General features: G+C 66.2%; 17 protein-coding genes. 6 read left to right on the top strand and 11 right to left on the bottom strand.

Annotated features, from left to right (window positions below; translation table 11 throughout):
* Nucleotides 1-89 precede the first annotated feature (89 nt).
* Together B0G69_RS13030 and B0G69_RS13035 are read right to left on the bottom strand one after the other, a co-directional pair.
* Nucleotides 90-1,187, bottom strand: coding sequence for a CaiB/BaiF CoA-transferase family protein (locus B0G69_RS13030; protein ID WP_199731198.1), 1,098 nt, complete (start codon nt 1,185-1,187; stop codon nt 90-92).
* 70 nt (nt 1,188-1,257) lie between these two features.
* Nucleotides 1,258-3,210: an ATP-binding cassette domain-containing protein gene (locus B0G69_RS13035; protein ID WP_121317516.1), complete on the bottom strand. Its 1,953-nt coding sequence runs from the start codon at nt 3,208-3,210 to the stop codon at nt 1,258-1,260.
* A 135-nt stretch (nt 3,211-3,345) separates the two neighbouring features.
* On the opposite strand from B0G69_RS13035, the gene B0G69_RS13040 reads away from it, so the two are divergent.
* On the top strand, nt 3,346-3,825 hold the full coding sequence (locus tag B0G69_RS13040; protein WP_121317518.1) for a glutathione peroxidase: 480 nt from the start codon (nt 3,346-3,348) through the stop codon (nt 3,823-3,825).
* A 35-nt stretch (nt 3,826-3,860) separates the two neighbouring features.
* On the opposite strand, the gene cls is transcribed toward B0G69_RS13040, so the two are convergent.
* The 6 genes from cls to dapC all read right to left on the bottom strand — a co-directional run bounded on the left by cls (nt 3,861) and on the right by dapC (nt 10,085).
* Nucleotides 3,861-5,312, bottom strand: coding sequence for a cardiolipin synthase (gene cls / locus B0G69_RS13045; protein ID WP_121317520.1), 1,452 nt, complete (start codon nt 5,310-5,312; stop codon nt 3,861-3,863).
* A gap of 71 nt (nt 5,313-5,383) precedes the next feature.
* Nucleotides 5,384-6,268, bottom strand: a complete 885-nt coding sequence (gene prmB / locus B0G69_RS13050; RefSeq protein WP_121317522.1) for a 50S ribosomal protein L3 N(5)-glutamine methyltransferase — start codon at nt 6,266-6,268, stop codon at nt 5,384-5,386.
* Between the two features lie 16 nt (nt 6,269-6,284).
* Nucleotides 6,285-7,424: a succinyl-diaminopimelate desuccinylase gene (dapE, locus tag B0G69_RS13055; protein WP_121319368.1), complete on the bottom strand. Its 1,140-nt coding sequence runs from the start codon at nt 7,422-7,424 to the stop codon at nt 6,285-6,287.
* Between the two features lie 154 nt (nt 7,425-7,578).
* Nucleotides 7,579-7,944, bottom strand: coding sequence for an ArsC family reductase (locus B0G69_RS13060; RefSeq protein WP_006053008.1), 366 nt, complete (start codon nt 7,942-7,944; stop codon nt 7,579-7,581).
* The gene (dapD, locus tag B0G69_RS13065; RefSeq protein WP_121317524.1) at nt 7,944-8,771 is read right to left on the bottom strand and encodes a 2,3,4,5-tetrahydropyridine-2,6-dicarboxylate N-succinyltransferase; all 828 of its coding nucleotides are present in this window, start codon (nt 8,769-8,771) and stop codon (nt 7,944-7,946) included. Before dapD ends, B0G69_RS13060 begins: the two co-directional genes overlap by 1 nt.
* A 96-nt stretch (nt 8,772-8,867) precedes the next feature.
* Complete coding sequence (dapC, locus tag B0G69_RS13070) at nt 8,868-10,085, bottom strand: succinyldiaminopimelate transaminase (RefSeq protein ID WP_121317526.1); 1,218 nt, start codon at nt 10,083-10,085, stop codon at nt 8,868-8,870.
* Between the two features lie 526 nt (nt 10,086-10,611).
* On the opposite strand from dapC, the gene B0G69_RS13075 reads away from it, so the two are divergent.
* From B0G69_RS13075 to def, 5 genes are all read left to right on the top strand, one after another.
* Complete coding sequence (locus B0G69_RS13075) at nt 10,612-11,607, top strand: DMT family transporter (RefSeq protein WP_121317528.1); 996 nt, start codon at nt 10,612-10,614, stop codon at nt 11,605-11,607.
* Nucleotides 11,608-11,756: 149 nt separating this feature from the next.
* A complete protein-coding gene (smc, locus tag B0G69_RS13080) occupies nt 11,757-15,275 on the top strand; it encodes a chromosome segregation protein SMC (RefSeq protein WP_121317530.1) in 3,519 nt (1,172 codons plus the stop codon).
* A 112-nt stretch (nt 15,276-15,387) separates the two neighbouring features.
* Entirely contained in the window at nt 15,388-16,698 is a 1,311-nt protein-coding gene (locus B0G69_RS13085; protein WP_121317532.1) for a cell division protein ZipA C-terminal FtsZ-binding domain-containing protein, read from the top strand.
* Between the two features lie 253 nt (nt 16,699-16,951).
* Nucleotides 16,952-19,018 (top strand): NAD-dependent DNA ligase LigA, encoded by a 2,067-nt coding sequence (gene ligA, locus B0G69_RS13090; protein ID WP_121319370.1) that lies wholly within the window; start codon nt 16,952-16,954, stop codon nt 19,016-19,018.
* The gene (gene def / locus B0G69_RS13095) at nt 19,015-19,548 is read left to right on the top strand and encodes a peptide deformylase (RefSeq protein ID WP_121317534.1); all 534 of its coding nucleotides are present in this window, start codon (nt 19,015-19,017) and stop codon (nt 19,546-19,548) included. Before ligA ends, def begins: the two co-directional genes overlap by 4 nt.
* Before the next feature lie 160 nt (nt 19,549-19,708).
* On the opposite strand, the gene B0G69_RS42940 is transcribed toward def, so the two are convergent.
* The 3 genes from B0G69_RS42940 to B0G69_RS13105 all read right to left on the bottom strand — a co-directional run bounded on the left by B0G69_RS42940 (nt 19,709) and on the right by B0G69_RS13105 (nt 24,496).
* Nucleotides 19,709-20,461, bottom strand: coding sequence for a pseudouridine synthase (locus tag B0G69_RS42940; protein ID WP_347232468.1), 753 nt, complete (start codon nt 20,459-20,461; stop codon nt 19,709-19,711).
* 317 nt (nt 20,462-20,778) lie between these two features.
* Nucleotides 20,779-21,675 (bottom strand): hypothetical protein, encoded by an 897-nt coding sequence (locus B0G69_RS42945; protein WP_347232469.1) that lies wholly within the window; start codon nt 21,673-21,675, stop codon nt 20,779-20,781.
* Between the two features lie 241 nt (nt 21,676-21,916).
* On the bottom strand, nt 21,917-24,496 hold the full coding sequence (locus tag B0G69_RS13105) for a [protein-PII] uridylyltransferase (protein WP_121317538.1): 2,580 nt from the start codon (nt 24,494-24,496) through the stop codon (nt 21,917-21,919).
* Nucleotides 24,497-24,505: the final 9 nt, after the last annotated feature.

Here is a 24,505-nt window from a genome sequence, read left to right on the forward strand (position 1 = left end):
CGAGCAGCAAACATTCCTCGCAGTAAGTCCTTCGCTGTCAGAGCCGCATCAGCTGAAAGCAGCACAGCGAAGCCGTAGGTAGGCGGACGTCATCCGTTCAGGCCATCGGCGGTACCTGTATCATCCGCATCGCTTTCGGCCTGCGCCGCATACGCCTGCGGATCGAACAGCGGATGCCGTGCCGCTTCGGCCGCCGTCAGCACCGGCGACACACAGCAGTCGAGCGGCTCCAGCAGCAGCATCCAATCCGCCAGCGTACGCGTGCCGATCATGTCGGCCAACTCCTGCGTGAGCGCGTTCGCGTCCGGGCCGCCGATCGCCTGGCCAAGGCTCCAGTGGCGCGTCGCCCACTCGGGCCGGTCGAGCGCCATGCACAGCGTTTCCCAGAATTTCAGTTCGAGCGCGCCGACCGCGAGCCAGCGCTGATCGAGTGTGCGGTAAAGGTTGTAGCACGGCACGCCGCCGTTCAGCAGACCGGCGCCTGGGGCCGGCGCAGCGCCTTCGTTGGCGAGCGCGACTTGCGCGACGATGTTGTGCGCATGCGTGACATGCGTCATCGAGACGTCGAGGAAGCGGCCCTCGCCGCCGCGCGACACATGCCATAGTGCGGCGAGAATCTGCGTGACCGCGCTCAAGGCGCCACCGAGCAGGTCGGCGATCTGGAAATTCGGCAGGATCGGCGTGCCGTCGCGGCTTGCCAATTGATCGAGCACGCCCGCATAGCCGATGTAGTTCAGATCATGGCCCGCGCGATCGACGAACGGCCCGCTCGTGCCATAGCCGCTGATCGCGCAGTAGACGAGCCGCGGATTGGCCGTGCGCAACGTAGCGTAGCCGATGCCGAGGCGCTCCATCACACCGGGCCGGAAGCTCTCGATCAGCACGTCCGCTTCCGCCGCGAGCGCGCGCAACACGTTGCGTCCCGCGTCGGATTTGAGGTCGAGGCGCGTTTCGCGCTTGCCGCGATTGACCATCCGGTAGAACGCGCCGGGCCGGCCGGCCACGCGGTCGCTCGACGATTGCATCATCGTGCGGGTCGGGTCGCCCGCGCCGGGTGCTTCGATTTTCAGCACGTCGGCGCCGAGCTCGGCGAGCCGTAACGCGGCCACGGGCCCCGGCAGCAGACGCGTCAGGTCGAGAACGCGCAGCCCCTGCAGCGCGGGCGGTACCGCTGTAGCCGATGACATGGATGATGCTGTCGCGGAAGACAAAGCCAACCTCTCGTCGGTGCCGGCGCGGACCGGAAACTGCGTGCCGCTAGCCGATTTGTTCGAGTTCCTCGTGAGTCTCGAGCCATTCGGCTTCGAGCGTTTCGAGGCGCGCGTTCACATCTGCCTGACGGCGGATCGCCTCCGTCAGTTTGTTCTTCTGCTCGGGCTCGTAGCTGGCCGGATCGACGACGAACGCATCCAGCGCCGCCTTCTCCGTATTGAGCGCGTCCATTTCCTTTTCGATCTTCGTAATGCGGCTGTGCAGCGGCTTCTTCAGATGCGCGAGCTTCTGCCGCGTTTCCGCTTCGAGGCGGCGCTGCTCCTTGCGATTCACGCTGTTATCGGCGCCGCTGTCCGCGCCGCCGTTCGCGCCATTGGCCGCCGTGCCCGCCTTGAGCGCCGCGCGCTGCTCGGCCGCGTGTTGCAGCAGCCAGTCGCGGTAGTCGTCGAGATCGCCGTCGAATTCGGTCAGACGGTGTTTCGCGACCAGCATGAACTGATCGGTAGTGGCACGCAGCAGGTGGCGGTCGTGCGACACCAGAATCAGCGTGCCTTCGAATTGCGCGAGCGCCATGGTCAGCGCGTGACGCGTTTCGAGATCGAGGTGGTTGGTCGGCTCGTCGAGCAACAGCAGGTTGGGCTTTTGCCAGATGATCAGCGCGAGCGCGAGGCGCGCCTTTTCGCCGCCCGAGAAAGGCGCGATCTTCGAGGTCGCCATCTCGCCGGAAAAATTGAAGCTGCCGAGGAAATCGCGCAGTTCCTGCTCGCGCGTGTCCGGCGCGAGGCGCGCGAGGTGCTGCAGCGGCGTGTCGTCCGCGCGCAGCGTTTCGAGCTGATGCTGCGCGAAGTAACCGATGCGCAGCCCCTTGCCTTCGCGCACGCGGCCGCCGAGCGCTTCGAGCGTGCCGGCGAGCGTTTTGATCAGCGTCGACTTGCCCTGGCCGTTCGCGCCGAGCAGGCCGATGCGCTGACCGTTCTGGATCGACAGCATCACGTGGTCGACGATCGGAATCTCGACGCCTTCTTCGCCGTGGTAGCCGCAGCGCACGTCCTCCATCACCATCATCGGATTCGGCGCGGAGTCGGGTGCGCGGAACTCGAACGTGAACGGCGACGTTGCATGCGCCGGCGCGATCAGTTCCATCTTTTCCAGCGCCTTCACGCGGCTCTGCGCCTGGCGCGCCTTGGTGGCCTGCGCCTTGAAGCGGTTGATGTAGCTCTGCAGATGCGCGACCGTGCGCTGCTGCTTTTCATACGCGCTCTGTTGCAGCGCGATCTGCTGCGCGCGCAGCACTTCGAATTGCGAGTAGTTGCCGCCGTAGCGCTTGATCTGCTGTTGTTCGAGGTGCAGGGTGACGTTGCAGACCGAGTCGAGAAATTCGCGGTCGTGCGAGATCACGATCAGCGTGCCGGCGTAGCGATGCAGCCAGTCTTCGAGCCAGACGATCGCGTCGAGGTCCAGGTGGTTGGTCGGTTCGTCGAGCAGCAGGAGATCGGAGCGGCACATCAGCGCCTGGGCGAGATTCAGCCGCATGCGCCAGCCGCCCGAGAAACTGCTGACCGGCTCGCGCGTCTGTTCGAGCGTGAAGCCGAGACCGAGCAGCAACGCTTCGGCGCGCGCGGGCGCGGTGTAGCCGTCGGCGTCCGCGAACGCGGCGTGCGCTTCGCCTTCGGCTGCGCCGTCGTGCGCGGCGGAGGCGGCGGCGATGCGCGCCTCGATCGCACGCAACGCGGCGTCGCCGTCGAGCGTGTAGTCGAGCGCGGTCTTGTCCGCGGCGGGCGTTTCCTGTGCGACGTGGGCGATGCGCCAGGTGGGCGGAATGGAGAAATCGCCGCCGTCCGCATGCAGTTCACCGAGCAGCACGGCAAACAGCGTCGACTTGCCCGCGCCGTTCGCCCCCACGAGCCCGGCCTTTTCGCCGGGGTTGAGGGTGAACGTGGTGTTGTCGAAGAGCGGCTTGGTGCCGCGCGCGAGGCTGAACTGATTAAAGCGGATCACGAAGAGGCCGGCTGAAGAAAACCGCTATTTTAGACTGCCCGGCGTGACACCGGGCGCTCAGTCGGGATCGGCCATTCGGACGACTGTTGTGGCGCGGCTTTTGGCATAGACTGACGGCTTTCACGGGGAGAGCACATGACATCGATTTATTCGTTTTCGGCACGCACGCTCGGCGGCGAGGAAGTGAGCCTCACGCAGTATCAAGGCAAGGTGTTGCTGATCGTCAATACGGCGAGCGAATGCGGATTCACGCCGCAGTATGCGGGCTTGCAAAAGCTGTATGACGCCTACGCCGCGCGCGGGCTCGCGGTGCTCGGGTTTCCGTGCAACCAGTTCGGCAAGCAGGAGCCGGGCGACGCCGCGCAGATCGGCAGTTTCTGCGAAAAGAACTACGGCGTGACCTTCCCGATGTTCGACAAGATCGACGTGAATGGCGCGAACGCGCATCCGCTGTTCCGCTATCTGACGGGCGAGGCGCCGGGTCTGCTGGGGCTTGAAGGAATCAAATGGAATTTCACCAAGTTTCTGATCGGCCGGGACGGCAATGTCGTGAAGCGCTATGCGCCGCTCACCAAGCCCGAGGCGATGACAGCGGATATCGAAAAGCTGTTGTGAGGCGCTGACGTCGCGGCGCGGCGCCTCCAGCACGCCTAAAGAATCGGTGAAAAAAGCCGCGCCACGTGCATCAGCACGCGCCGCAGCGCGCTCGCGTGCCGGTATTCGTTGTGATCGATTTCGAGCGATTCGGCGAAATCATTCAGCAGCATCGTTTCGACTTCCTGCGCGAAGCCGTGGTCCACGGTCAGCACCATGATCTCGAAGTTCAGCCGGAAAGAACGGTTGTCGAGATTGGCACTGCCGATCGCGGCGGCCACGCTGTCGATCAGGATGACCTTCTGATGCAGGAAGCCCGGCTGGTAGCGAAAGATGCGGATGCCCGCGCGCAGCGAGTCGTACGCATACAGCTTCGAGGCGGCGAACACCACCAGGTGGTCGCGCCGGCACGGAATCAGGATGCGCACGTCGACGCCGCGCAGCACCGCGAGCCGCAGCGCCGAGAACACGGCTTCGTCCGGCACGAGGTAGGGCGTGGTGATCCAGACGCGCTCGCGCGCCGCATTGATCGCTTCGACGAAAAAGAGCGAGCAGGTCTCCTGCTTGTCGGCCGGACCGCTCGGCACGACGAGGCAGTGCATGCCCTCGTTCCGGGCAGGGGCGCCGGGTGTCGCCGCAGGCATATCGAATTCGGGCAACTGTTGCGTGGCCCAGTGCCAGTCCTCGGTGAAGACGAACTGGATGCTCGCGACCGCCGGGCCGCGCACCTCGATATGCGTATCGCGCCACGGCGACAGCGGCGCCCTGCCGCCGAGATATTCGACGCCGACGTTATGGCCGCCGACAAACGCACGCTCGCCATCCACCGCAACGATCTTGCGGTGATTGCGAAAGTTCAGTTGCAGGCGGTTGACGAAACGGCGGTTGGTCGCGAACGCATGCATCTCGACGCCGCCCGCGCGCAGCGCCGCGACGTAGCGGTGCGGCAGATCGAAGCTGCCGATGCTGTCGTACAGGAAGTAGACGCGCACGCCCTGACTGGCCTTGGCGATCAGCGCGTCCTTGAGCATCTCGCCGAGCGCGTCGTCGCGCACGATGAAGAACTGCACAATCACGTAGTGGCGCGCGTTCTCGATTGCTTCGAAGATGGCCTCGAACGTTGCGGCGCCATTCACCAGCGTGCGCACGGAATTGCCCGGTAAAAACGGCATGCCGCCGAGACGCGTGAGCGAATGCGCGAACCTGCCGCCGAGTTGCTGCGTCGGCAATCCCGCCGACGAAGCCTGCGTGTCCCATTCCGGTGGATGCGCACGCGTGCGCAGCAGTTCGTTTTCGACGCGGCGCGCGTCCGCATAGCCGGCGAACTTGCTGCGGCCGAGGAAGAGATACGGGACCAGCGTCAGATAAGGCATCGCGACCAACGACACGGCCCACGCAACCGCCCCTTGCGACGTACGGGTGTTGAGAATCGCGTGACACGCCGCAATCGCCCCGAGGATGTGGGCGAGAGCGACCAGTGGGCCGACATGAAGCAGGTCGAATTGCATAAGCTCGCGAAGAGTTGGCGAAGCGGCGCGGCGCCACCCGCATCGCACCTACACGACTAGCCGACGGAACCTCAGACCGGCAGATCCGCCGCCTGAATCAGAAACACGGTGTCGTCGCCGGCGCTGGTCGACAGCCACACGAGGTCCAGACCGCCGAACGCCGCTTCGACGTGCGCGCGCTCGTTGCCGATCTCGACCACCAGCACGCCGTCTTCGGTCAGCCAGTTGCGCGCCTCGGCGATGATCCGGCGCACGATGTCCATGCCGTCCGCGCCGCCCGCGAGCGCCATGTCCGGCTCGTGCTTGTATTCGGCGGGTAGTTCCTGCATCGACGCCGCGTTCACGTACGGCGGATTGCTGATGATCACGTCGTAGCGGCGCTCGGCGAGCGGCGCATACAGATCGCCTTCGAACAGCGCGATGCGGTCGTCGAGCTTGTAGTCCGTCACGTTGCGCGTCGCGACTTCGAGCGCCGGCGCCGACAGGTCCACCGCGTCGATATCCGCGTTCGGGAACGCATGCGCCGCGAGAATCGCGAGGCAGCCGGAGCCGGTGCACAGCTCCAGCACGGCGCTCACCTGTTCGGGATCTTCCACGTACGGCTGCAGGCCGTCCTGCAACAATTCGCCGATGAACGAACGCGGCACGATCACGCGCTCATCGACGTGAAAGCGAAAGCCGTGCATCCACGCTTCCTGCGTGATGTACGCGGCCGGCACGCGGTCGGCGGCGCGGCGCTCGATCACGTTCAGCACGGCGTCGATCTCGGCCGCACTCAGGCGTGCGTCGAGGAACGGATCGAGCAGATCGAGCGGCAGATGCAGCGTATGCAGGATCAGATAGGCGGCTTCGTCGTACGCGTTGGCCGAACCGTGGCCGAACGACAGCTCGGCCTGGTTGAAGCGCGACACCGCGAAACGCAGCAGGTCGCGGACAGTGGAAAACGGGAGCGTCATCGCGAATAGTCCTTGGTCAGGCGATCAGTTGTTCGAGCACGCGGCGATACACGTTCTTCAGCGGCTCGATGTGTGCGACTTCGATATGTTCGTCGATCTTGTGGATGCTGGCGTTCAGCGGGCCGAATTCGATCACCTGCTCGCAGATGCGCGCGATGAAGCGGCCGTCCGACGTGCCGCCGGTGGTCGACAGTTCGGTGACCACGCCGGTCTCGTCCTTGATCGCCTTCGCGAGCGCGTTCGACAATTCGCCGCGCGGCGTCAGGAACGGCAGACCGCTCACATTCCACTGCAGATCGTAGTCGAGGCCGTGTTTGTCGAGGATCGCGTGCACGCGGGCCTGCAAACCTTCGACGGTGCTGGCCGTCGAGAAGCGGAAGTTGAACATCACGTCCGCGTGGCCGGGGATCACGTTGGTCGCACCGGTGCCGCTGTGAATGTTCGACACCTGCCACGTGGTGGGCGGGAAGTATTCGTTGCCGTCGTCCCACCGCTCGGCTACCAGCTCGGCGAGCGCAGGCGCAAGCAGATGCACCGGATTCCTCGCCAGATGGGGATACGCAATGTGGCCTTGCACGCCCTTGACGATCAGCTTGCCCGACATCGAACCGCGCCGGCCGTTCTTCACCATGTCGCCGAACTGCGCGCTCGACGTCGGTTCGCCGACGATGCAGTAGTCCATGCGCTCGCCGCGCGCCTGCAGCGCTTCGACGACCTTGACGGTGCCGTCGGTGGCCGGGCCTTCTTCGTCGCTCGTGATCAGGAACGCGATCGAGCCGCGATGCGCGGGGTGCGCCGCGACGAATTCCTCGCTCGCCACCACGAAGCCTGCGATCGACGTCTTCATGTCCGCCGCGCCGCGGCCGTACAGCTTGCCGTCGCGCCGGGTCGGCTCGAACGGCGCCGAGTGCCACTGTTCGAGCGGGCCGGTCGGCACGACGTCAGTATGTCCCGCGAACGCGAGCAGTTTGCCCTTCGTGCCGTCGACGCCGCGTTTGACGGCCCACAGGTTAGTCACGCCGTTCGATTCGATCGTCTCGTGCCCGAAGCCGAGCGCGGACAGGCGTTCGATCAGGAGGCGCTGGCAATGCTGGTCGTCGGGCGTGACGGACGCGCGCGCGATCAGTTGTTCGGTAAGGGCGAGGGTGCCGGACATGGTTTCAGTACAAGCCACTTTGAAATGAAAAAATGCCGGCTGGCGGTTGGGCACCGCAGCCGGCAACAGCGTTTGATGCACGCGGCGCGTGCCGCGCTTACCGCTTGCTCTTGCTTACTCGTTCTGCGTGTTGCGTTCAGTCACACGCGTCGGATTACGCGAACAGCGCCGCGTACTCGTCCGCGGAAAAACCCAGCGACTTGACGCGCCCGTTGACCACCAGCACCGGCCGCTTGATCACCGACGGCTTGTGGATCATCAACGCGATCGCGCCCGGCTGCGTGTCCGCGGCCGCCTTCATGTCGTCGGACAGACCGCGCCACGTCGTGCCGCGACGGTTCAGCAACGCGTCGAGCTTCACGTCCTTCAGCCAGTCCTGCACGAGCGGCTCGGTCACGCCGGCCTTCTTGAAGTCGTGAAACTCGAACTCGACGCCGTGTTCTTCCAGCCACACGCGGGCCTTCTTGACGGTGTCGCAGTTCGGGATGCCGTAGACGACGGTTTTCGTGCCGCGCGCCATCAATCGCCTCGCAGCAGCTCGTTCAGACCGACCTTCGCGCGGGTTTTGGCGTCGACCTTCTTGACGATCACCGCGCAGTACAGGCTGTGCGAGCCGTCCTTCGACGGCAGGTTGCCCGCCACCACCACCGAGCCCGCCGGAATGCGGCCATACGTGACTTCGCGGGTTTCGCGGTCGTAAATCTTGGTGCTCTGGCCGAGGTACACGCCCATCGAGATTACCGAGTTCTCTTCGACGATCACACCTTCCACGACTTCCGAGCGCGCGCCGATGAAGCAGTTGTCTTCGATGATGACCGGGTTCGCCTGCAGGGGCTCCAGCACGCCGCCAATGCCCACGCCGCCCGACAGGTGCACGTTCTTGCCGATCTGCGCGCACGAACCGACGGTGGCCCACGTGTCGACCATCGTGCCTTCGTCGACGTAAGCGCCGATGTTGGTGTACGACGGCATCAGCACGACGTTCTTCGCGATGAACGAGCCGCGGCGCGCGATCGCGGGCGGCACCACGCGGAAGCCGCCGGCGGCGAAGTCTTCAGCGGTGTAGTTCGCGAATTTCGACGGCACCTTGTCGTAGAACTGGCTGTAGCCGCCGGCCGGCATCGGCGCGTTGTCTTCGAGGCGGAACGACAGCAGCACGGCTTTCTTCAGCCACTGATTGACGACCCAGTCGCCGTCCTTCTTTTCGGCGACGCGCAGCGCGCCCTTGTCCAGTTGCTCGATCGCGTGGGCGACGGCTTCGCGCACTTCGGCCGGAGCGGCCTTCGGCGACAGGTCGGCGCGGTTTTCCCAGGCGGTGTCAATGATCTGCTGAAGTTGTTGCGACATATGCGTGCTTTTCTGAAGAGTTGAAGTCTGAAGAGGGGATGCGATGCACCGGGAGTTCGGTTGCGAGGTGCCGGAGTTCGGACGGCCTCGCGAAACTCAACCGGCGATCGCGCGGCAAAAATCGACGACCCGCTGCGCGCCCTCGGTGCATTCGTCGACGTCGGCGACGAGCGCGAGGCGCACGAAATTGCGGCCGGGGTTCACGCCGTGCGCGGTACGCGCGAGGAACGAGCCCGGCAGAACCGTCACATTATAGTCGGCGTACAGGCGCTGGGCGAACTCGGTGTCCGACAGACCGGTGCGCGAGACGTCCGCCCACAGGTAGAACGCGGCGTCCGGCAGGCGCACGTCGAGCACCTCCGCGAGCATCGGCGTGACGGTGGAGAATTTCTGCACGTACTTCGCGCGGTTCTCGCGCACGTGGGTTTCGTCGTTCCACGCGGCGATGCTGGCGCTCTGGAACACCGTCGAGAGCGCCGCGCCGTGGTAGGTGCGGTACAGCAGGAAGGCCTTGAGGATGGCCGCGTCGCCGGCGACGAAGCCCGAGCGCATGCCCGGCACGTTCGAACGCTTGGACAGGCTCGACAGCATGACGAGGCGCTCGAAGCCGCGGCCGAGCTTGTGCGCGGCTTCCAGGCCGCCGAGCGGCGGATTCGCTTCGTCGAAATAGATTTCCGAGTAGCACTCGTCCGACGCGATCACGAAACCATAGCGGTCCGACAGCGCGAACAGCTCGCGCCAGTCGTCGAGCGTGAGTACCGCGCCGGTCGGGTTGCCGGGCGAGCAGACGTACAGCAGTTGCGTGCGGGCCCAGATGTCGGCCGGCACCGCCGGGTAGTCGCACGCGAAGTTGCGCGCCGGATCGCTATTGACGAAGTACGGCTGCGCGCCGCCGAGCAGGGCCGCGCCTTCGTAGATTTGGTAGAACGGGTTCGGACAGAGTACGATCGCAGGCTCGCCGCCGGCGTTGCGCTGCGGGTCCAGCACCGTCTGCGCGAGAGCGAACAGCGCCTCGCGCGAGCCCGACACCGGCAGCACCTGGGTGGCCGGGTCGAGCGGCGGCAGGTTGTAGCGCTGTGTGACCCAGTTCGCGATCGATTCGCGCAGCGCGGGCGTTCCGAGCGTGGCCGGATACGCGGCGAGGCCGCCGAGCGAGGCCACCACGGCGTCGCGGATCAGCGCGGGCGTCGGATGTTTCGGCTCGCCGATGCCGAAGCTGATGTGCGCAAGGCCGGCGGGCGGCGTAACGTCCTTGAAAAGCACGCGCAGCTTTTCGAACGGGTAGGACTGAAGGGAGTCGAGTAGGGGGTTCACTGGGCGGATCGAGCCTGATCGAAGATGGGCGCAGATGGATGCTGGAAGAAACGCGGCACGCGCACCGCTGGCGCAGCCCGCTGTAGCGCGGGGCCGACCGGCCGGCAGCGGCGGCCAAGCGGATGATTATAGCGTGGCGCGCATGACGCGGCGGACAACGTGGCGGGCATCGCGAGACGAGTGACGGGGCGACTTGGGTGAAGGGGCGACCTGGTCGGCAGGCGGTGCGCGGCCGTTAAGCAGTCGACAAGCACGGCACGGCGGCGCGCGCCGGCAATTGCGGCCGCCCCGCGCCGTGTGGCGCAACAAACCACGCAGCAAACGAAACACGCCGCGCCGGCAAGCAGCGGCGCAACCCGCCAGGCGGCGCAGCGTATGCGTTGCAGCGGGAACGACGCGAGCCGCACACGGTTCGCGCAAGAAAAGAAGCAGGAGCAGCAATGTACGCAGCAGTTCAGGAGACAGCCGCACGACGCGGGCGGGCACCCGCCGCATTCGTTGACGGCACGACGGGGAGCCCCGCGCGATGACCCACTGGCTTCGCAACGGCTGGCCGACGCTCGCGATCATGCTGGGCGCATCGGTATGGGGGATGATCTGGTATCCGCTGCGCATGCTCGCGGCGCTCGGTGTCACCGGCACCGCGGCAAGCGCGCTGACGAGCGGCGCAGGCTGCCTGTTCGTGCTGCTGGTGCGCCATCGCGCGCTCAAGACGGTGCGCTGGCACTGGCTGCTGCCGGCGCTCGCGCTGGCCGCGGGCGTCACCAATCTCGGCTTCGTGTGGGGCTCGATTCATGGCCAGGTGATGCGCGTGCTGCTGCTGTTCTATCTCACCCCGGCGTGGACGGCGCTCTTCGCGCACTTCATCCTGCACGAGCGGCTGACATGGGCGGGCGCGGGCCTCGCGGCGCTGTCGCTGGCCGGCGCGATGACCATGCTGTGGTCGCCGCAACTGGGTATGCCGTTGCCCGGCAATCTCGCCGAATGGGCGGGCCTCGCGGGCGGCATGGGCTTCGCGATGAGCAACGTGCTGATCCTCAAGACGAGCCGCGTGCTGCCGGACATGAAGCCGGAAATGCGCACCGCGACCATCTTCGGCGGCGCGGCGCTCTTCAGCGCTTGCGCGTCGCTGTTCGAAGCGATGCCCGCGCCGCCCACCGGTGCGCATCTGGGCACTGCCGCGTGGCTCGTGCTCGGCCTCGGTCTGCTGCTGGCGTCGAACAATATGCTGGTGCAGTACGGGCTTGCGCGCGTGCCGGCCAACCGCGCGTCGATCATCATGCTGTTCGAGATCGTGGTCACCGCGTTGTCCGCGTGGCTGTTCGCCGGCGAGACGCCGGGCCCGCGCGAATGGGCCGGCGGCGTGTGCATCGTGCTGGCGTCGGCGCTGTCGAGTTGGGTGCATCGGAGCAAGGCCGTGCCGCCCGATCCGGCCACCGGGGACGCGAGCCTCGACGACGCGCACGATGCCGGTCGCGGCGACCGTAAGGGCGGTAAGAATCGCCCACGCGCGATGGTATGATTGCCCCTCATTGGCCGGCGCATGTCTGACCGCGTGCCGCCGGCGCCCGTGTCGCGAAGGATCGCGGGCTGCTTCGCCTCAATGGCGAACGGCTTACGCAGCCTTCACGAGCCACTTATCATTTTCCCTTTTCAAACAGCGAAATCGCCGTGCGTCTGACCTCGATCAAACTCGCTGGCTTCAAGTCATTCGTCGATCCCACGCATTTCCAGGTTCCGGGCCAGCTGGTTGGCGTGGTGGGACCGAACGGGTGCGGCAAGTCCAACATCATCGATGCCGTGCGCTGGGTGCTCGGCGAATCGCGCGCCTCCGAGCTGCGCGGCGAATCGATGCAGGACGTGATCTTCAATGGCTCGACCGCGCGCAAGCCCGGCAGCCGCGCCAGCGTCGAACTCGTGTTCGACAACGCCGACGGCCGCGCCGCCGGCCAGTGGGGCCAGTATGCCGAAATCGCCGTGAAGCGCGTGCTCACGCGCGACGGCACCTCGAGCTACTACATCAACAATCTGCCGGCGCGCCGCCGCGACATCCAGGACATCTTCCTCGGCACCGGCCTCGGGCCGCGCGCGTACGCGATCATCGGGCAGGGCATGATCGCGCGCCTGATCGAGGCGAAGCCGGAAGAGCTGCGCGTGTTCCTCGAAGAAGCCGCCGGCGTGTCGAAGTACAAGGAACGGCGCCGCGAGACCGAGAACCGTTTGCACGACACGCGCGAAAATCTGACGCGGGTCGAGGACATCGTCCGCGAACTGGGGACCAACCTCGAGAAGCTCGAAGGCCAGGCGGTGGTCGCCACGCGCTACAAGGAACTGCAGACCGACGGCGAAGAGAAGCAGCGTCTGTTGTGGCTGTTGCGCAAGAACGAAGCCGGCAGCGAGCAGGAACGCCAGCAACGCGCGATCGAACAGGCGCAGATCGACCTCGAAGCGCAAACCGCGAAGCTGCGCGAAGTCGAAGCGCAACTCGAAACGCTGCGGGTCGCGCATTATTCCGCGAGCGATGCGATGCAGGGCGCGCAAGGCGCGCTGTACGAGGCGAACTCGGAAGTCAGCCGCCTCGAAGCCGAGATCAAGTTCATCGTCGAATCGCGCAACCGCGTGCAGGCGCAGATCGCCGCGCTGAGCGCGCAGCGCGAGCAGTGGCAGTCGCAAGCCGAAAAGGCGCAGGGCGATATCGAAGACGCCGAAGAGCAATTGGCCGTCGCCGAAGAAAAAGCCGCGCTTGCCGAAGACGAAGCCGCCGCGAAGCACGACGCGATGCCCGCGCTCGAAGCGCGTTGGCGCGACGCGCAGACCGAGCTGAACGCGGAGCGCGGCGGGATCGCGCAGACCGAACAGGCGTTGAAGCTCGAGGCCGCGCATCAGCGCAATGCCGATCAGCAGTTGCAGCAGCTGCAGCAGCGTCACGAGCGCCTGAAGCTCGAAGCGGGCGGCCTCGACGCGCCCGACGAAGCGCAGCTCGAAGACCTGCGCATGCAGCTCGCCGAGCACGAAGAGATTCTGCACGACGCGCAGGCGCGTCTGACCGACGCGCAGGAAACGCTGCCGCGTCTGGACGCCGAACGCCGCACCGCGCAGGAGCGCGTGCAGGCCGAAAGCGCCCAGATTCATCAGCTCGACGCACGCCTTGCCGCGCTCAGGCAGCTGCAGGAAAACGTCCAGACCGAAGGCAAGATCCAGCCGTGGCTCGACAAGCACGAACTGGGCGGCCTGCCGCGTCTGTGGAAGAAGCTGCACGTCGAAGCCGGTTGGGAAACCGCGCTCGAAGCGGTGTTGCGCGAGCGGCTGGCCGCACTCGAGGTGTCGAACCTCGACTGGGTCAAGGCGTTCGCCACCGACGCACCGCCCGCGAAGCTCGCGTTCTACGCGCCGCCCGTCGCCGGTCAGCCGGCCGCCACGCCGCCCGCTTTGCGGCCGTTGCTGTCGCTCGTGCGCATCGACGACGCGGGCATCCGCGCGGTGCTGACCGACTGGCTCGGGCTCGCCTTCGTCGCCGACGACCTGCAGCAGGCGCTCGGCATGCGCTCGCAATTGCCGGAAGGCGGCTCGTTCGTCGTGAAGGCGGGGCATGTGGTGACGCGCGTCGGCGTGCAGCTGTATGCAGCCGATTCCGAACAGGCCGGCATGCTGGCCCGTCAGCAGGAAATCGAAAACCTCGCGCGCCAGGTGCGCGCGCAGGCCTTGCTCGCCGACGAGGCGAAAGCCGCGGCGATTCGCGCCGAAGCCGCGCACACGCAAGGCACGCAGGTGCTGACCGACGTGCGTCAGCAGGCCGAACGCGCGACGCAGCGCGTGCACGCCCTGCAGATGGAGGTGCTCAAGCTCACTCAGGCGCACGAGCGTTACACGCAGCGCAGCACGCAGATTCGCGAGGAACTCGAAGAGATCACCGCGCAGATCGAAGAGCAGCGCGCGATGCGTGCGGAATCGGAGGCGAACTTCGAGCGGCACGACGGCGAACTGGCCGAACTGCAGGCGCGTTTCGAAGATCACCAGCTGGCCTTCGAGGCACTCGACGAAGAACTGACCACCGCACGCGCCCAGGCGCGCGACCTCGACCGTGGCGCCACCGATGCGCGCTTCGCCGCTCGCAACATGGCGAACCGTATCGACGAACTGAAGCGCAGCATCCAGGTCGCGCACGAGCAGAGCGAGCGTGTCGCGGCGTCGCTGGAAGACGCGCGCGCCGAGCTGGAGACGATCAACGAGCAGACCGCGCATACCGGCTTGCAGGACGCGCTCGACATCCGTTCGGTCAAGGAAGAGGCGCTGCATGCCGCGCGCCTCGAACTGGACGATCTGACCGCCAAGCTGCGGGCCGCCGACGAAACCCGCCTTGCCGCCGAGCGCGCGCTGCAACCGCTGCGCGAGCGCATCAACGAATTGCAGTTGAAGGAGCAGGCCGCGCGTCTGAACGGCGAGCAGTTCATCGAGCAACTTGCGGCGGCGGGCGTCGACGAGGCCGAACTGCAGGCCAAGCTCACACCGGACATGAAGCCGTCGTATCTGCAAGGCGAAGTCACGCGTATCAACAACGCAATCGTCGCGCTCGGTCCGGTCAACATGGCCGCGCTCGATGAGCTGAAGGCGGCCACCGAGCGCAAGACGTTCCTCGACTCGCAATCGGCTGACCTGACGAGCGCGATCGAAACGCTCGAAGACGCGATCCGCAAGATCGACGCCGAAACGCGCACGCTGTTGCAAGGCACCTTTGACGAAGTGAACCGTCATTTCGGCGAACTGTTCCCGCGTCTGTTCGGCGGCGGTCAGGCGAAGCTGATCATGACCGGCGACGAGATTCTCGACGCCGGCGTGCAGGTGATGGCGCAGCCTCCGGGCAAGAAGAATTCGACCATTCACCTGCTGTCGGGCGGCGAGAAAGCGTTGACCGCCACCGCGCTGGTGTTCGCGATGTTCCAGCTGAATCCGGCGCCGTTCTGTCTGCTCGACGAAGTGGACGCGCCGCTCGACGATGCCAACACCGAACGTTTCGCGAACCTCGTGCGGGCGATGTCGGACAAAACCCAGTTCCTGTTCATTTCGCACAACAAGATCGCGATGGAAATGGCGCAACAGTTGATCGGTGTGACCATGCAGGAGCAGGGCGTGTCACGCATCGTCGCGGTCGACATGGAAACGGCGGCCGGTTTCGCCCAGAATATCGTTTGAGTTAAAGCCTTCGCGGGCGTCCGCGTTCAGCGCAGCGGCTTGCATGGCAGGCCGCGCGACACGTGGAGCGGGCGCATGACCGCGCGGATAAAGAATTGCTGATGGAGCATGCATGGACGAGTTGACACTCGGTTTGATCGGCGCGGGTGCCGTGGTGGTCGGGGGCGTGGTCGTGTACAACGCGTGGCAGAGCGCGAAGGTGCGTCGCAAGATGCCGCGCCCGATGCCTGCCGAGACCGCTGAAACTTTCGCGCGGGACGATCAGGAGGAGCAGAGTCCGTTCATCGAACCGGCCCGGCCGACTACGCGCCGCGAACCGGTGGTGAATTCCGATGCGCCGACGGAAACGGCCGAGGCGCGCGTCGAGCCCACGTTCGGCGGCAGCCCCGTCGCGCCGCTCGACACGCCGGCCGATATTCAGGCCGACACCGTCACGCCGAACGGCTTTCCGGAAGCCGAGGGCGTGGCCGAAGCGGAAGGCGAGCATGTTCATGCGGCCGAGGCCGGTGAGGGCAAGCCGGCACCCGCCGCTCGCGATGCCGCTCGCGAGGACAACGAACGGGCCGAACCGATTCTGCCCGCCGCCACGACGATCTCGTCGGCGCCGCCGGCCATCGTCGATCGGCGGATCGACTGCATCGTGCCGATCCGTCTGAACGGGCCGGTTGCCGGCGACAAGGTGATTCCACTCGCGCAGCGCCTGCGCCGCGCCGGCAGCAAGCCGGTGCATATCGAAGGCAAGCCCGAAGGCGGGGCGTGGGAGCTGCTGCAAAACGGCGCGCGCTATGAAGAACTACGCGCGGCCGCGCAGCTCGCCAATCGCAGCGGCGCGCTCAACGAACTGGAGTTTTCGGAGTTCGTGACCGGGGTGCAGCAATTCGCCGACGCGCTCGATGCATCGCCGGAATTCCCGGACATGCTCGAAACGGTGGCGATGGCGCGCGAGCTCGACGGGTTCGCCGCACAGTGCGACGCGCAGCTGTCGATCAACGTGCTCTCCGACGGCGCGCCGTGGTCGGCCAACTACGTGCAGGCGGTGGCGTCGCAGGACGGCTTGCTGCTCTCGCGCGACGGCACGCGGTTCGTCAAGCTCGACGCGCGCCAGAGCCCGGTGTTCATGCTGCAGTTCGGCGACACCAACTTCCTGCGCGACGACCTTACCTACAAGGGCGGCCAGATGATTACGCTGGTGCTCGACGTGCCGGTCGCCGACGAGGACATCCTGCCGTTTCGGCTGATGTGCGACTACGCGAAATCGCTGGCTGAGCGTATCGGCGGACGGGTGGTCGACGACGGCCGCCGTCCGTTGCCGGAAACCGCGCTGCTCGCGATCGAGAAGCAGTTGATGACGCTCTACGCGAAACTCGAACAGGCCGGGATTCCGGCAGGGTCGCCCGCTACCCGGCGCCTGTTCAGCCAGTAACGCGCACGATTTTCCGGTGTCTCGACGGCCGCACGATGTGCGGCCGTCGTCGTTTGAGGCGCTGCGTTCGCATGTCGCGACGCAGCGCGCGCGAGCCTGCCGGAAGCGGCGCGCGGCGAAGCCGCGGTCCACCCGCGGCCATCCTGCCGCCACGCTAAAACACGCTCCGCATGCAGCCCATTCGGCCGATGTAAAGGGGCACGCTTCCTGCGATAATCCAATGTCCGAATTTCATCAAGAACCGTCAGAGAGCATGGCCAGAACTCCCGTCTCCCCCTCAGCAATCAGCGCTCCGGCCGAGCGCGCCGTGTGGCTGCGCGCGGAACTCGAACGCGCGAACTACGCGTACTACGTGCTCGACCAGCCGGACCTGCCGGACGCGGAGTACGACAAGCTGTTCAAGGAACTGGAGCGTATCGAGACGGAGCATCCGGACCTGATCGTGCCGGATTCGCCCACCCAGCGCGTGGGCGGCAAGGCGGCGAGCGGCTTCGAGCAGGTCGTGCACGACCAGCCCATGCTGTCGCTGAACAACGGTTTCGCCGATGAAGACATCGTTGCGTTCGACAAACGCGTCGGCGACGCGCTCGGCAGGAACGCGAGCGAGCCGCCGGTTCCGGTCGACTACGCGGCCGAGCTGAAATTCGACGGCCTCGCCATCTCGCTGCGTTACGTCGACGGCGCGTTCGTGCAGGCGTCCACCCGTGGCGATGGCACCACCGGCGAGAACGTCACCGAAAACGTTCGCACGATCCGCTCCATCCCGCTCAAGCTCAAAGGCAGGCGCGTGCCGCACATCCTCGACGTGCGCGGCGAAGTGCTGATGTTCAAGCGCGATTTCGAACGCCTGAACGAACGCCAGCGCGCGGCCGAGCAGAAGGAATTCGCCAATCCGCGTAACGCGGCGGCGGGCAGTTTGCGGCAGCTCGATTCGAAGATCACCGCGCAGCGGCCGCTGTCGTTTTTTGCCTATGGCATTGGCGTGCTCGACGGGATCGAAATGCCGGCCACGCACAGCGAATTGCTCGACTGGTACAAGGAGCTCGGCTTGCCGGTGAACAGCGAGCGGGCGGTGGTGCAGGGCGCCGAAGGCTTACTGGGGTTCTTCCACGCGGTCGGCGAGAAGCGCGACACGCTGCCGTACGACATCGACGGGGTGGTCTACAAGGTCAACCGGCGCGACGAGCAGGACGCGCTCGGCTTCGTGTCGCGCGCGCCGCGTTTTGCGCTCGCGCACAAGTTTCCCGCGCAGGAAGCGCTGACCCGGCTCGTTGCGATCGACGTGCAGGTCGGCCGCACCGGCGCGATCACGCCGGTGGCACGCCTCGAGCCGGTGTTCGTCGGTGGCGCGACGGTCACCAATGCCACGCTGCATAACGAAGACGAAGTGCGCCGCAAGGACATCCGCATCGGCGACACGGTGATCGTGCGGCGCGCCGGCGACGTGATTCCCGAAGTGGTGAGCGCGCTGCTCGAGCGCCGCCCGGCGGACGCCCGCGAGTTCGTGATGCCGACCCAGTGCCCGGTGTGCGGCTCGAACATCGAGCGGCTGCCCGACGAAGCGATTGCGCGCTGTACCGGCGGCCTCTTCTGTCCTGCGCAACGCAAACAGGCGCTGTGGCACTTCGCGCAGCGGCGCGCGCTCGACATCGACGGGCTCGGCGAGAAAATCATCGATCAACTGGTCGAGCAGAATCTGGTGCGCACGCCGGCCGATCTGTTCAACCTCGGCTTCGCGACGCTCGCGGAACTCGACCGCTTCGCCGACAAGTCCGCGCAGAACCTGCTCGATTCGCTCGAAAAGGCCAAGCACACTACACTGGCGCGCTTTATTTATGCGCTCGGCATCCGTCACGTGGGCGAATCGACGGCGAAAGATCTGGCCAAACATTTCGGTTCGCTGACGCCGATCATGGACGCGTCGGTCGAAGCGCTGCTCGAAGTCAACGACGTGGGGCCGGTGGTCGCCGAGTCGATTCATCAGTTCTTCGCCGAAGAGCACAACCGCACGGTGATCGAGCAACTGCGCGCGCCGGGCAAGGTCACATGGCCGGAAGGTCCGCCCGCACCGAAGGCGCCGCAAGGCGTGCTGGCCGGCAAGACCGTGGTGTTGACCGGCACGTTGCCGAACCTGTCGCGCGAAACGGCGAAGGAAATGCTCGAGGCGGCCGGCGCGAAAGTGGCGGGGTCCGTGTCGAAGAAAACGGATTATGTGGTCGCGGGAGCCGACGCCGGCAGCAAGTTGGCGAAGGCCGAGGAACTCGGCATCCCCGTACTCGACGAAGATGGTATGCATCAGCTCCTGGAGGGGCAGTTATGATCCGCGAAATTCTCAAGATGGGCGATCCGCGTCTGCTGCGTATTGCCGATCCGGTCGATCACTTCGACACGCCCGAACTGCATGAACTCGTCAAGGACATGTTCGAGACCATGCATGACGCAAACGGCGCGGGTCTCGCCGCGCCGCAGATCGGCGTCAATCTGCAGGTGGTGATCTTCGGCTTCGGCAAGAACGAGCGCTATCCGGATGCGCCGCCGGTGCCGGAAACGGTGCTGATCAATCCGACCGTCACGCCGGTCTCGCTTGATATGGAGGAGGGCTGGGAAGGCTGTCTGTCGGTGCCGGGCCTGCGGGGCGCGGTGAGCCGGTTTTCGATGATCAAGTATCACGGCTTCGATCAGTATGGCAAGCCGATCGACCGGGTGGCAGAGGGTTTTCATGCGCGTGTCGTGCAGCACGAGTGCGATCACCTGATCGGCAAGCTGTATCCGATGCGGATCAACGACTTTGCGAAGTTCGGTTTCACCGAAGTGCTATTTCCGGATATGGATCCGAATAGCGACGATTGAGGCGGTGGCGATCTGCGTTGCGCGGTTGGTGCGTGCGACGCCCGGCAGTTGCGGTGCGCCGCATCAGCGCCGGCAATAAAAAACCCACGCATCTGCGTGGGTTTTTTTATTGGGCTTGCGCCTGTCCAACGCCTCGCTCAGACAGACGCTCGCAGCATCATCAGAACGACTCGTCCGCCGACAGATAGCGCCACTGGCCCGGCGGCAGCGCGCCCAGCATCACATGACCCATCCGCACGCGCTTCAGGCCAATCACTTCGAGGCCGACCAGTTCGCACATCCGGCGAATCTGGCGCTTCTTGCCTTCGCGCAGCACGAAACGCAGTTGCTCGCCGTTTTGCCACTCCACTTGCGCCGGCTTCAGCGGCACGTCGTCGAGCGACAGGCCGTGGCGCAGCAGTTCGAGGCTTTCGGGCGGGAAGTGGCTTTCGACGTCCACGGTGTGCTCGCCGTAAGCCACGCGCACCAGATACTCCTTGTCGATCTCCGAATGGCCGCCGATCAACTGCTTGGCGACGCGGCCGTCCTGCGTCAACACCAGCAGGCCCGTCGAGTCGATGTCGAGGCGGCCGGCCGGCGCGAGCTGGCGCAGATGCGCGACCGAGAAGCGGATCTCCGAATGGTCGCCTTCCCAGCGATTCTCCGGCGTGACCAGCGTGATGGCCGGCTGGTACCCGTCTTCCGCCTGGCCCGAGACCAGACCGACCGGCTTGTGAATCAGCACCGTCACCTGGCTCGCTTGCGCGGCTTCGGCGGCGGGGTCGATCTCGACGCGCTGATCCGGACGGACCTTGGTGCCGAGCGTGTCGACGCGCTCGCCGTCCACCAGCACCCAGCCTTTTTCGATCCACTCGTCGGCTTCGCGGCGCGAGCACAGGCCGAGTTCGGACATCAGTTTCGACAGACGCAGCATGCCTGGCGCGTCTTCGTAATCGCGACGCGGAGTGCGCGGCTCGGCATCGGCACCGCTCTCGGCGTCACGGCGCTCGGCGCGTGCCGCTGGCGCCGGGCCGCGCGGCTTGTCGGCGCGTGCAGGGCGGTCGTCACCGAAACGGCGGGGCGCGGACGGCAGGTTTTTGTCGAAGCTGCGTGCGGGGCGTTCGCTGCGTTCGCCGTCACGCGAGGGGCGATCGCCGAACTCGCGTTTGGCCGGTGCCCGTTCGCTGCGCTCGCCACGGTCGTCGCGCGGTGCGCGTGCCGGACGGTCCGAGCGGTCTGCGTAGCCGCTTTTTACGGGTTTGGCGAAGCTGCGCCCGGATGAGCCGCGCTCACCTTCGAGACGACGCGGCGCGCTGTCGCTACGCGGTCCCCTGTCGTTCCGGTCGCTGTTGCGGCGCTCTTGCGGAGCGCCACGGTCGCTGCCGAAACGGGGGCGATCGGAAGCGTCACGCTCGCGGCGCTCCGGACGTTCGGCGCGCGGGCCGGCATTCGACGGTCGGTTTGCGCCCGGGCGCGCACCGCTGAACGGACGGCGCTCGCCGTCGTCGCGACGCGGCGGACGGTCGCCGAAACTGCGCGGGGCGCGCTCGCCGCGATCATCCGCGCCTTCGGGGCGGCGGGGTGCGCGTTCGCTGCGGTCACCCGCGCCTTCGAAACGGCGGGGTGCGCGTTCACTGCGGTCGCCTGCGCCTTCGAAACGGCGGGGCGCGCGTTCACTGCGGTCACTAGCACCTTCGAAACGGCGCGGCCCGCGTTCACCACGATCACCCGCACCTTCGAAACGGCGGGGCGCGCGTTCACTGCGGTCGCCTGCGCCTTCGAAACGGCGGGGGGCGCGTTCACCACGATCACCCGCCCCTTCGAAACGGCGGGGCGCGCGTTCACTGCGGTCACCCGCACCTTCGAAACGGCGCGGCCCGCGTTCACTGCGGTCACCCGCACCTTCGAAACGGCGGGGCGCGCGTTCACTGCGGTCACCGGCACCTTCGAAACGACGCGGCGCGCGTTCACCACGATCACCAGCACCTTCGAAGCGACGCGGCGCGCGTTCATCACGATTACCTGCGCCTTCAAAGCGACGCGGTGCGCGTTCATCGCGATCACCCCCCGCGCCTTCCCGGCGCGGCGGCCGATCCGATGTCGTCCGGCGCGGCGCGCCTTCGGCGCCCCCGTCCCGCGGGCGCGCAAACGACCCCTCCGCGCGCGGCGCGCGCGCACCGCCGCCCGTCGGCTTACCGCCCACGGGCCGCTTGCCGCCGCCCGCTGCGCCAGCGCCTTCACCCCGCGCCCCGCTGGAACCTGCCATCGACGGCTTCGGTGCCTGCGGGCGCGTCGGCTTACGTGCCGACGTGCTACCGGTACGGACAGGGGCGCGTTCGGACGAAGCCGGCCGCGGGTGCTTGGCTGTTAATTTGACTCGCATGAAATCTCACACTGCAATCGCGCGCAGCAGTTCGGTCTCGACCTGAATTTGCAGGCGGTTGTCCGACAGACCGTTTCCATCCAGCAGGAACACGTCTTCGACGCGTTCGCCGAGCGTATTGATCCGCGCCGACGCGACGCCGACCCGGTGCTCGGCCAGCACGCGCGCGATCGAATAAAGAAGGCCTGGCCGGTCGTTCGCCGACACGGACAGGATGTAGTATTGGCCGCGCTCGTCGGCCCGAAGATCGACGCGCGGCGTAACAGGGAAGGTCCGCGACAGCCGCGACAAGCGGCCTTTAGACGGCCCCGGCAGAAGGGTTCCGTGGCCGGTGAGGCGTGCGGTCAGTTCCTGTTCGACGAGATTGGCAATATCGCGATAATGCACGTCTTCTTCGGTATGCGCGACGAGGAAATTATCGAGCGCATAGCCGTGACGGGTCGTGCTGACCCGCGCATCCAGCACCGACAGGCCATTGCGGTCGAAATACGCGCAAATGCCGGCGAACAGATCGGGCTGATCCTTCACGTACACGAGCACCTGCAACGCTTCGCCGATCGGCGACGGGCGAGCCCGCACGATCGGCGTCGGCGCTTCGACATGGCGGTACAGCACGCGCGTTTGCCACGCGATGTCCGCCGCGTCGTGGCGCAGGAAATAGCCGATGTCGAGCTTGTCCCACAGCGCCTTTTGCGCGCCCTCCGGCACGGTTTCGAGGCGCAGCAGCGCGAGCGCCTCTTCCTGGCGGGACTTCAGTTCCGAATGCGCGTCCGGCCGCGCGCCGCCGAGGACAGCCAGCGTGGCGCGGTACAGATCTTCGAGCAGCTTGCCTTTCCACGTGTTCCAGACTTTCGGGCTGGTGCCGCGAATGTCGGCCACGGTCAGCAGATAAAGCGCGGTCAGACGGCGCTCGGTGCCGACGAGTTCGGCAAAGCGCTTGATGACTTCCGGATCGCTCGTATCCTGCTTCTGTGCGACCTGGCTCATGGTCAGATGTTGTTGCACCAGCCAGACGACGAGGTCGCCGTCCTCGCCCTCGATGCCGTGATGGCGGCAAAAGCGCCGCGCGTCGACCATGCCGAGCGTCGAATGATCGCCGCCGCGGCCCTTGGCGATATCGTGAAACAACGCCGCCACGTACAGCACCCACGGCCGTTCGAGGTTGGCGATCAACTGGCTGCAGAACGGATACTCGTGGGCGTGCTCGGCCACCGCAAAGCGACGCAGATTGCGCAGCACCATCAGGATGTGCTGGTCGACGGTGTAGACGTGATACAGGTCGTGCTGCATCTGCCCCACGATGCGCCGGAAATTCAGCAGGTAGCGCCCGAGCACGCTCGTCTGGTTCATGAGGCGCAACGCGTGCGTGATGCCGGCCGGCTGCTTCAGGATGTCCATGAAGAGGCGCCGGTTTTCCGGATCACGCCGCCAGTGCTGGTCCATCACGTCGCGGGCGTTGTAGATCGCGCGCAGCGTGCGGGCCGACAGGCCTTTGACGCCCGGTGTCTGCTCGTACAGCAGGAAGGCTTCGAGGATCGCGTTCGGCTCGCGCTCGAAGACATCGTCGCTGGCGATTTCCAGCATCCCCTGCTTTTCGACGAAGCGCGCCGACAGCACGCGCGTAATGCCGCTCGTGCTGGGAAAGAGCTGCGCTTCGATGTTCTGGATCAGGATCGTGGCGAGCTGCGTGACGGCCTTGGCGGCCCAGTAGTAGCGGCGCATCAGCTGTTCGCTGGCGCGCTTCGTGACGGTCGGCTTGTAGCCGAAGCTCTCGGCCACGGGCGTCTGCAGGTCGAACACCATGATGTCCTGACGACGCCCGGCGATCACGTGCAAGCGTGCGCGCAGCGACTTCAGGAAACCTTCGTTGTGGCGCAGTTCGCGCGCTTCGCGCTCGGTGATCAGCTCGCGCGCCTCGAGTTCGCGCCAGCTGCTCCCGAAACCGGCCGCCTGGGTGATCCAGAGAATCAGCTGGAGATCGCGCAGGCCGCCCGGGCTTTCCTTGATGTTGGGTTCGAGGGCGTATGGGGTGTCCTGGAACTTGGCGTGGCGCTGGCGCATTTCCAGCACTTTCGCCTGAAAGAACGCCTTCGGGTCGAGCGCCGCGCGGTAGTGCTTCGCGAAGTCGTCGAACAGCGCGGCGCTCCCCGTGATACGCCGCGCTTCCAGCAGCGAGGTGCGCACGGTGACGTCGTTGGCGGCTTCTTCGAGACATTGCGACACGCTGCGTACGCTGCTGCCGAGTTCCAGCCCCAAATCCCACGCAAGGCTGATAAAGCGTTCGATGCGTGCTTCCAGATGTTCGATCGGCGCATCGGGCAGCAGCACGAGGATGTCGATATCGGAGTGCGGCGCCAGTTCGCCCCGCCCGTAGCCGCCCACGGCCAGCAGCGCCAGTTCGCCCGGCAGTTCGCAGGTGTCCCAGGCGGCGCGCAGCGAGTCGTCCGTGGTGCGTGCGAGGGCAACCATCAACGCATCGACGTTGGTGGCCGTTCTGAAGCGTTCCAGCAATTGGGCTTTGGCCACTTTGTAGTCCGCCTTCAGCGACGTGGCATGGGATTGGGCGACGACTGGAACACTACTCATTGGCAGGTG

It is taken from the genome of Paraburkholderia sp. RAU2J (genome assembly GCF_003634845.1).
Classification (GTDB): domain Bacteria; phylum Pseudomonadota; class Gammaproteobacteria; order Burkholderiales; family Burkholderiaceae; genus Paraburkholderia; species Paraburkholderia fynbosensis.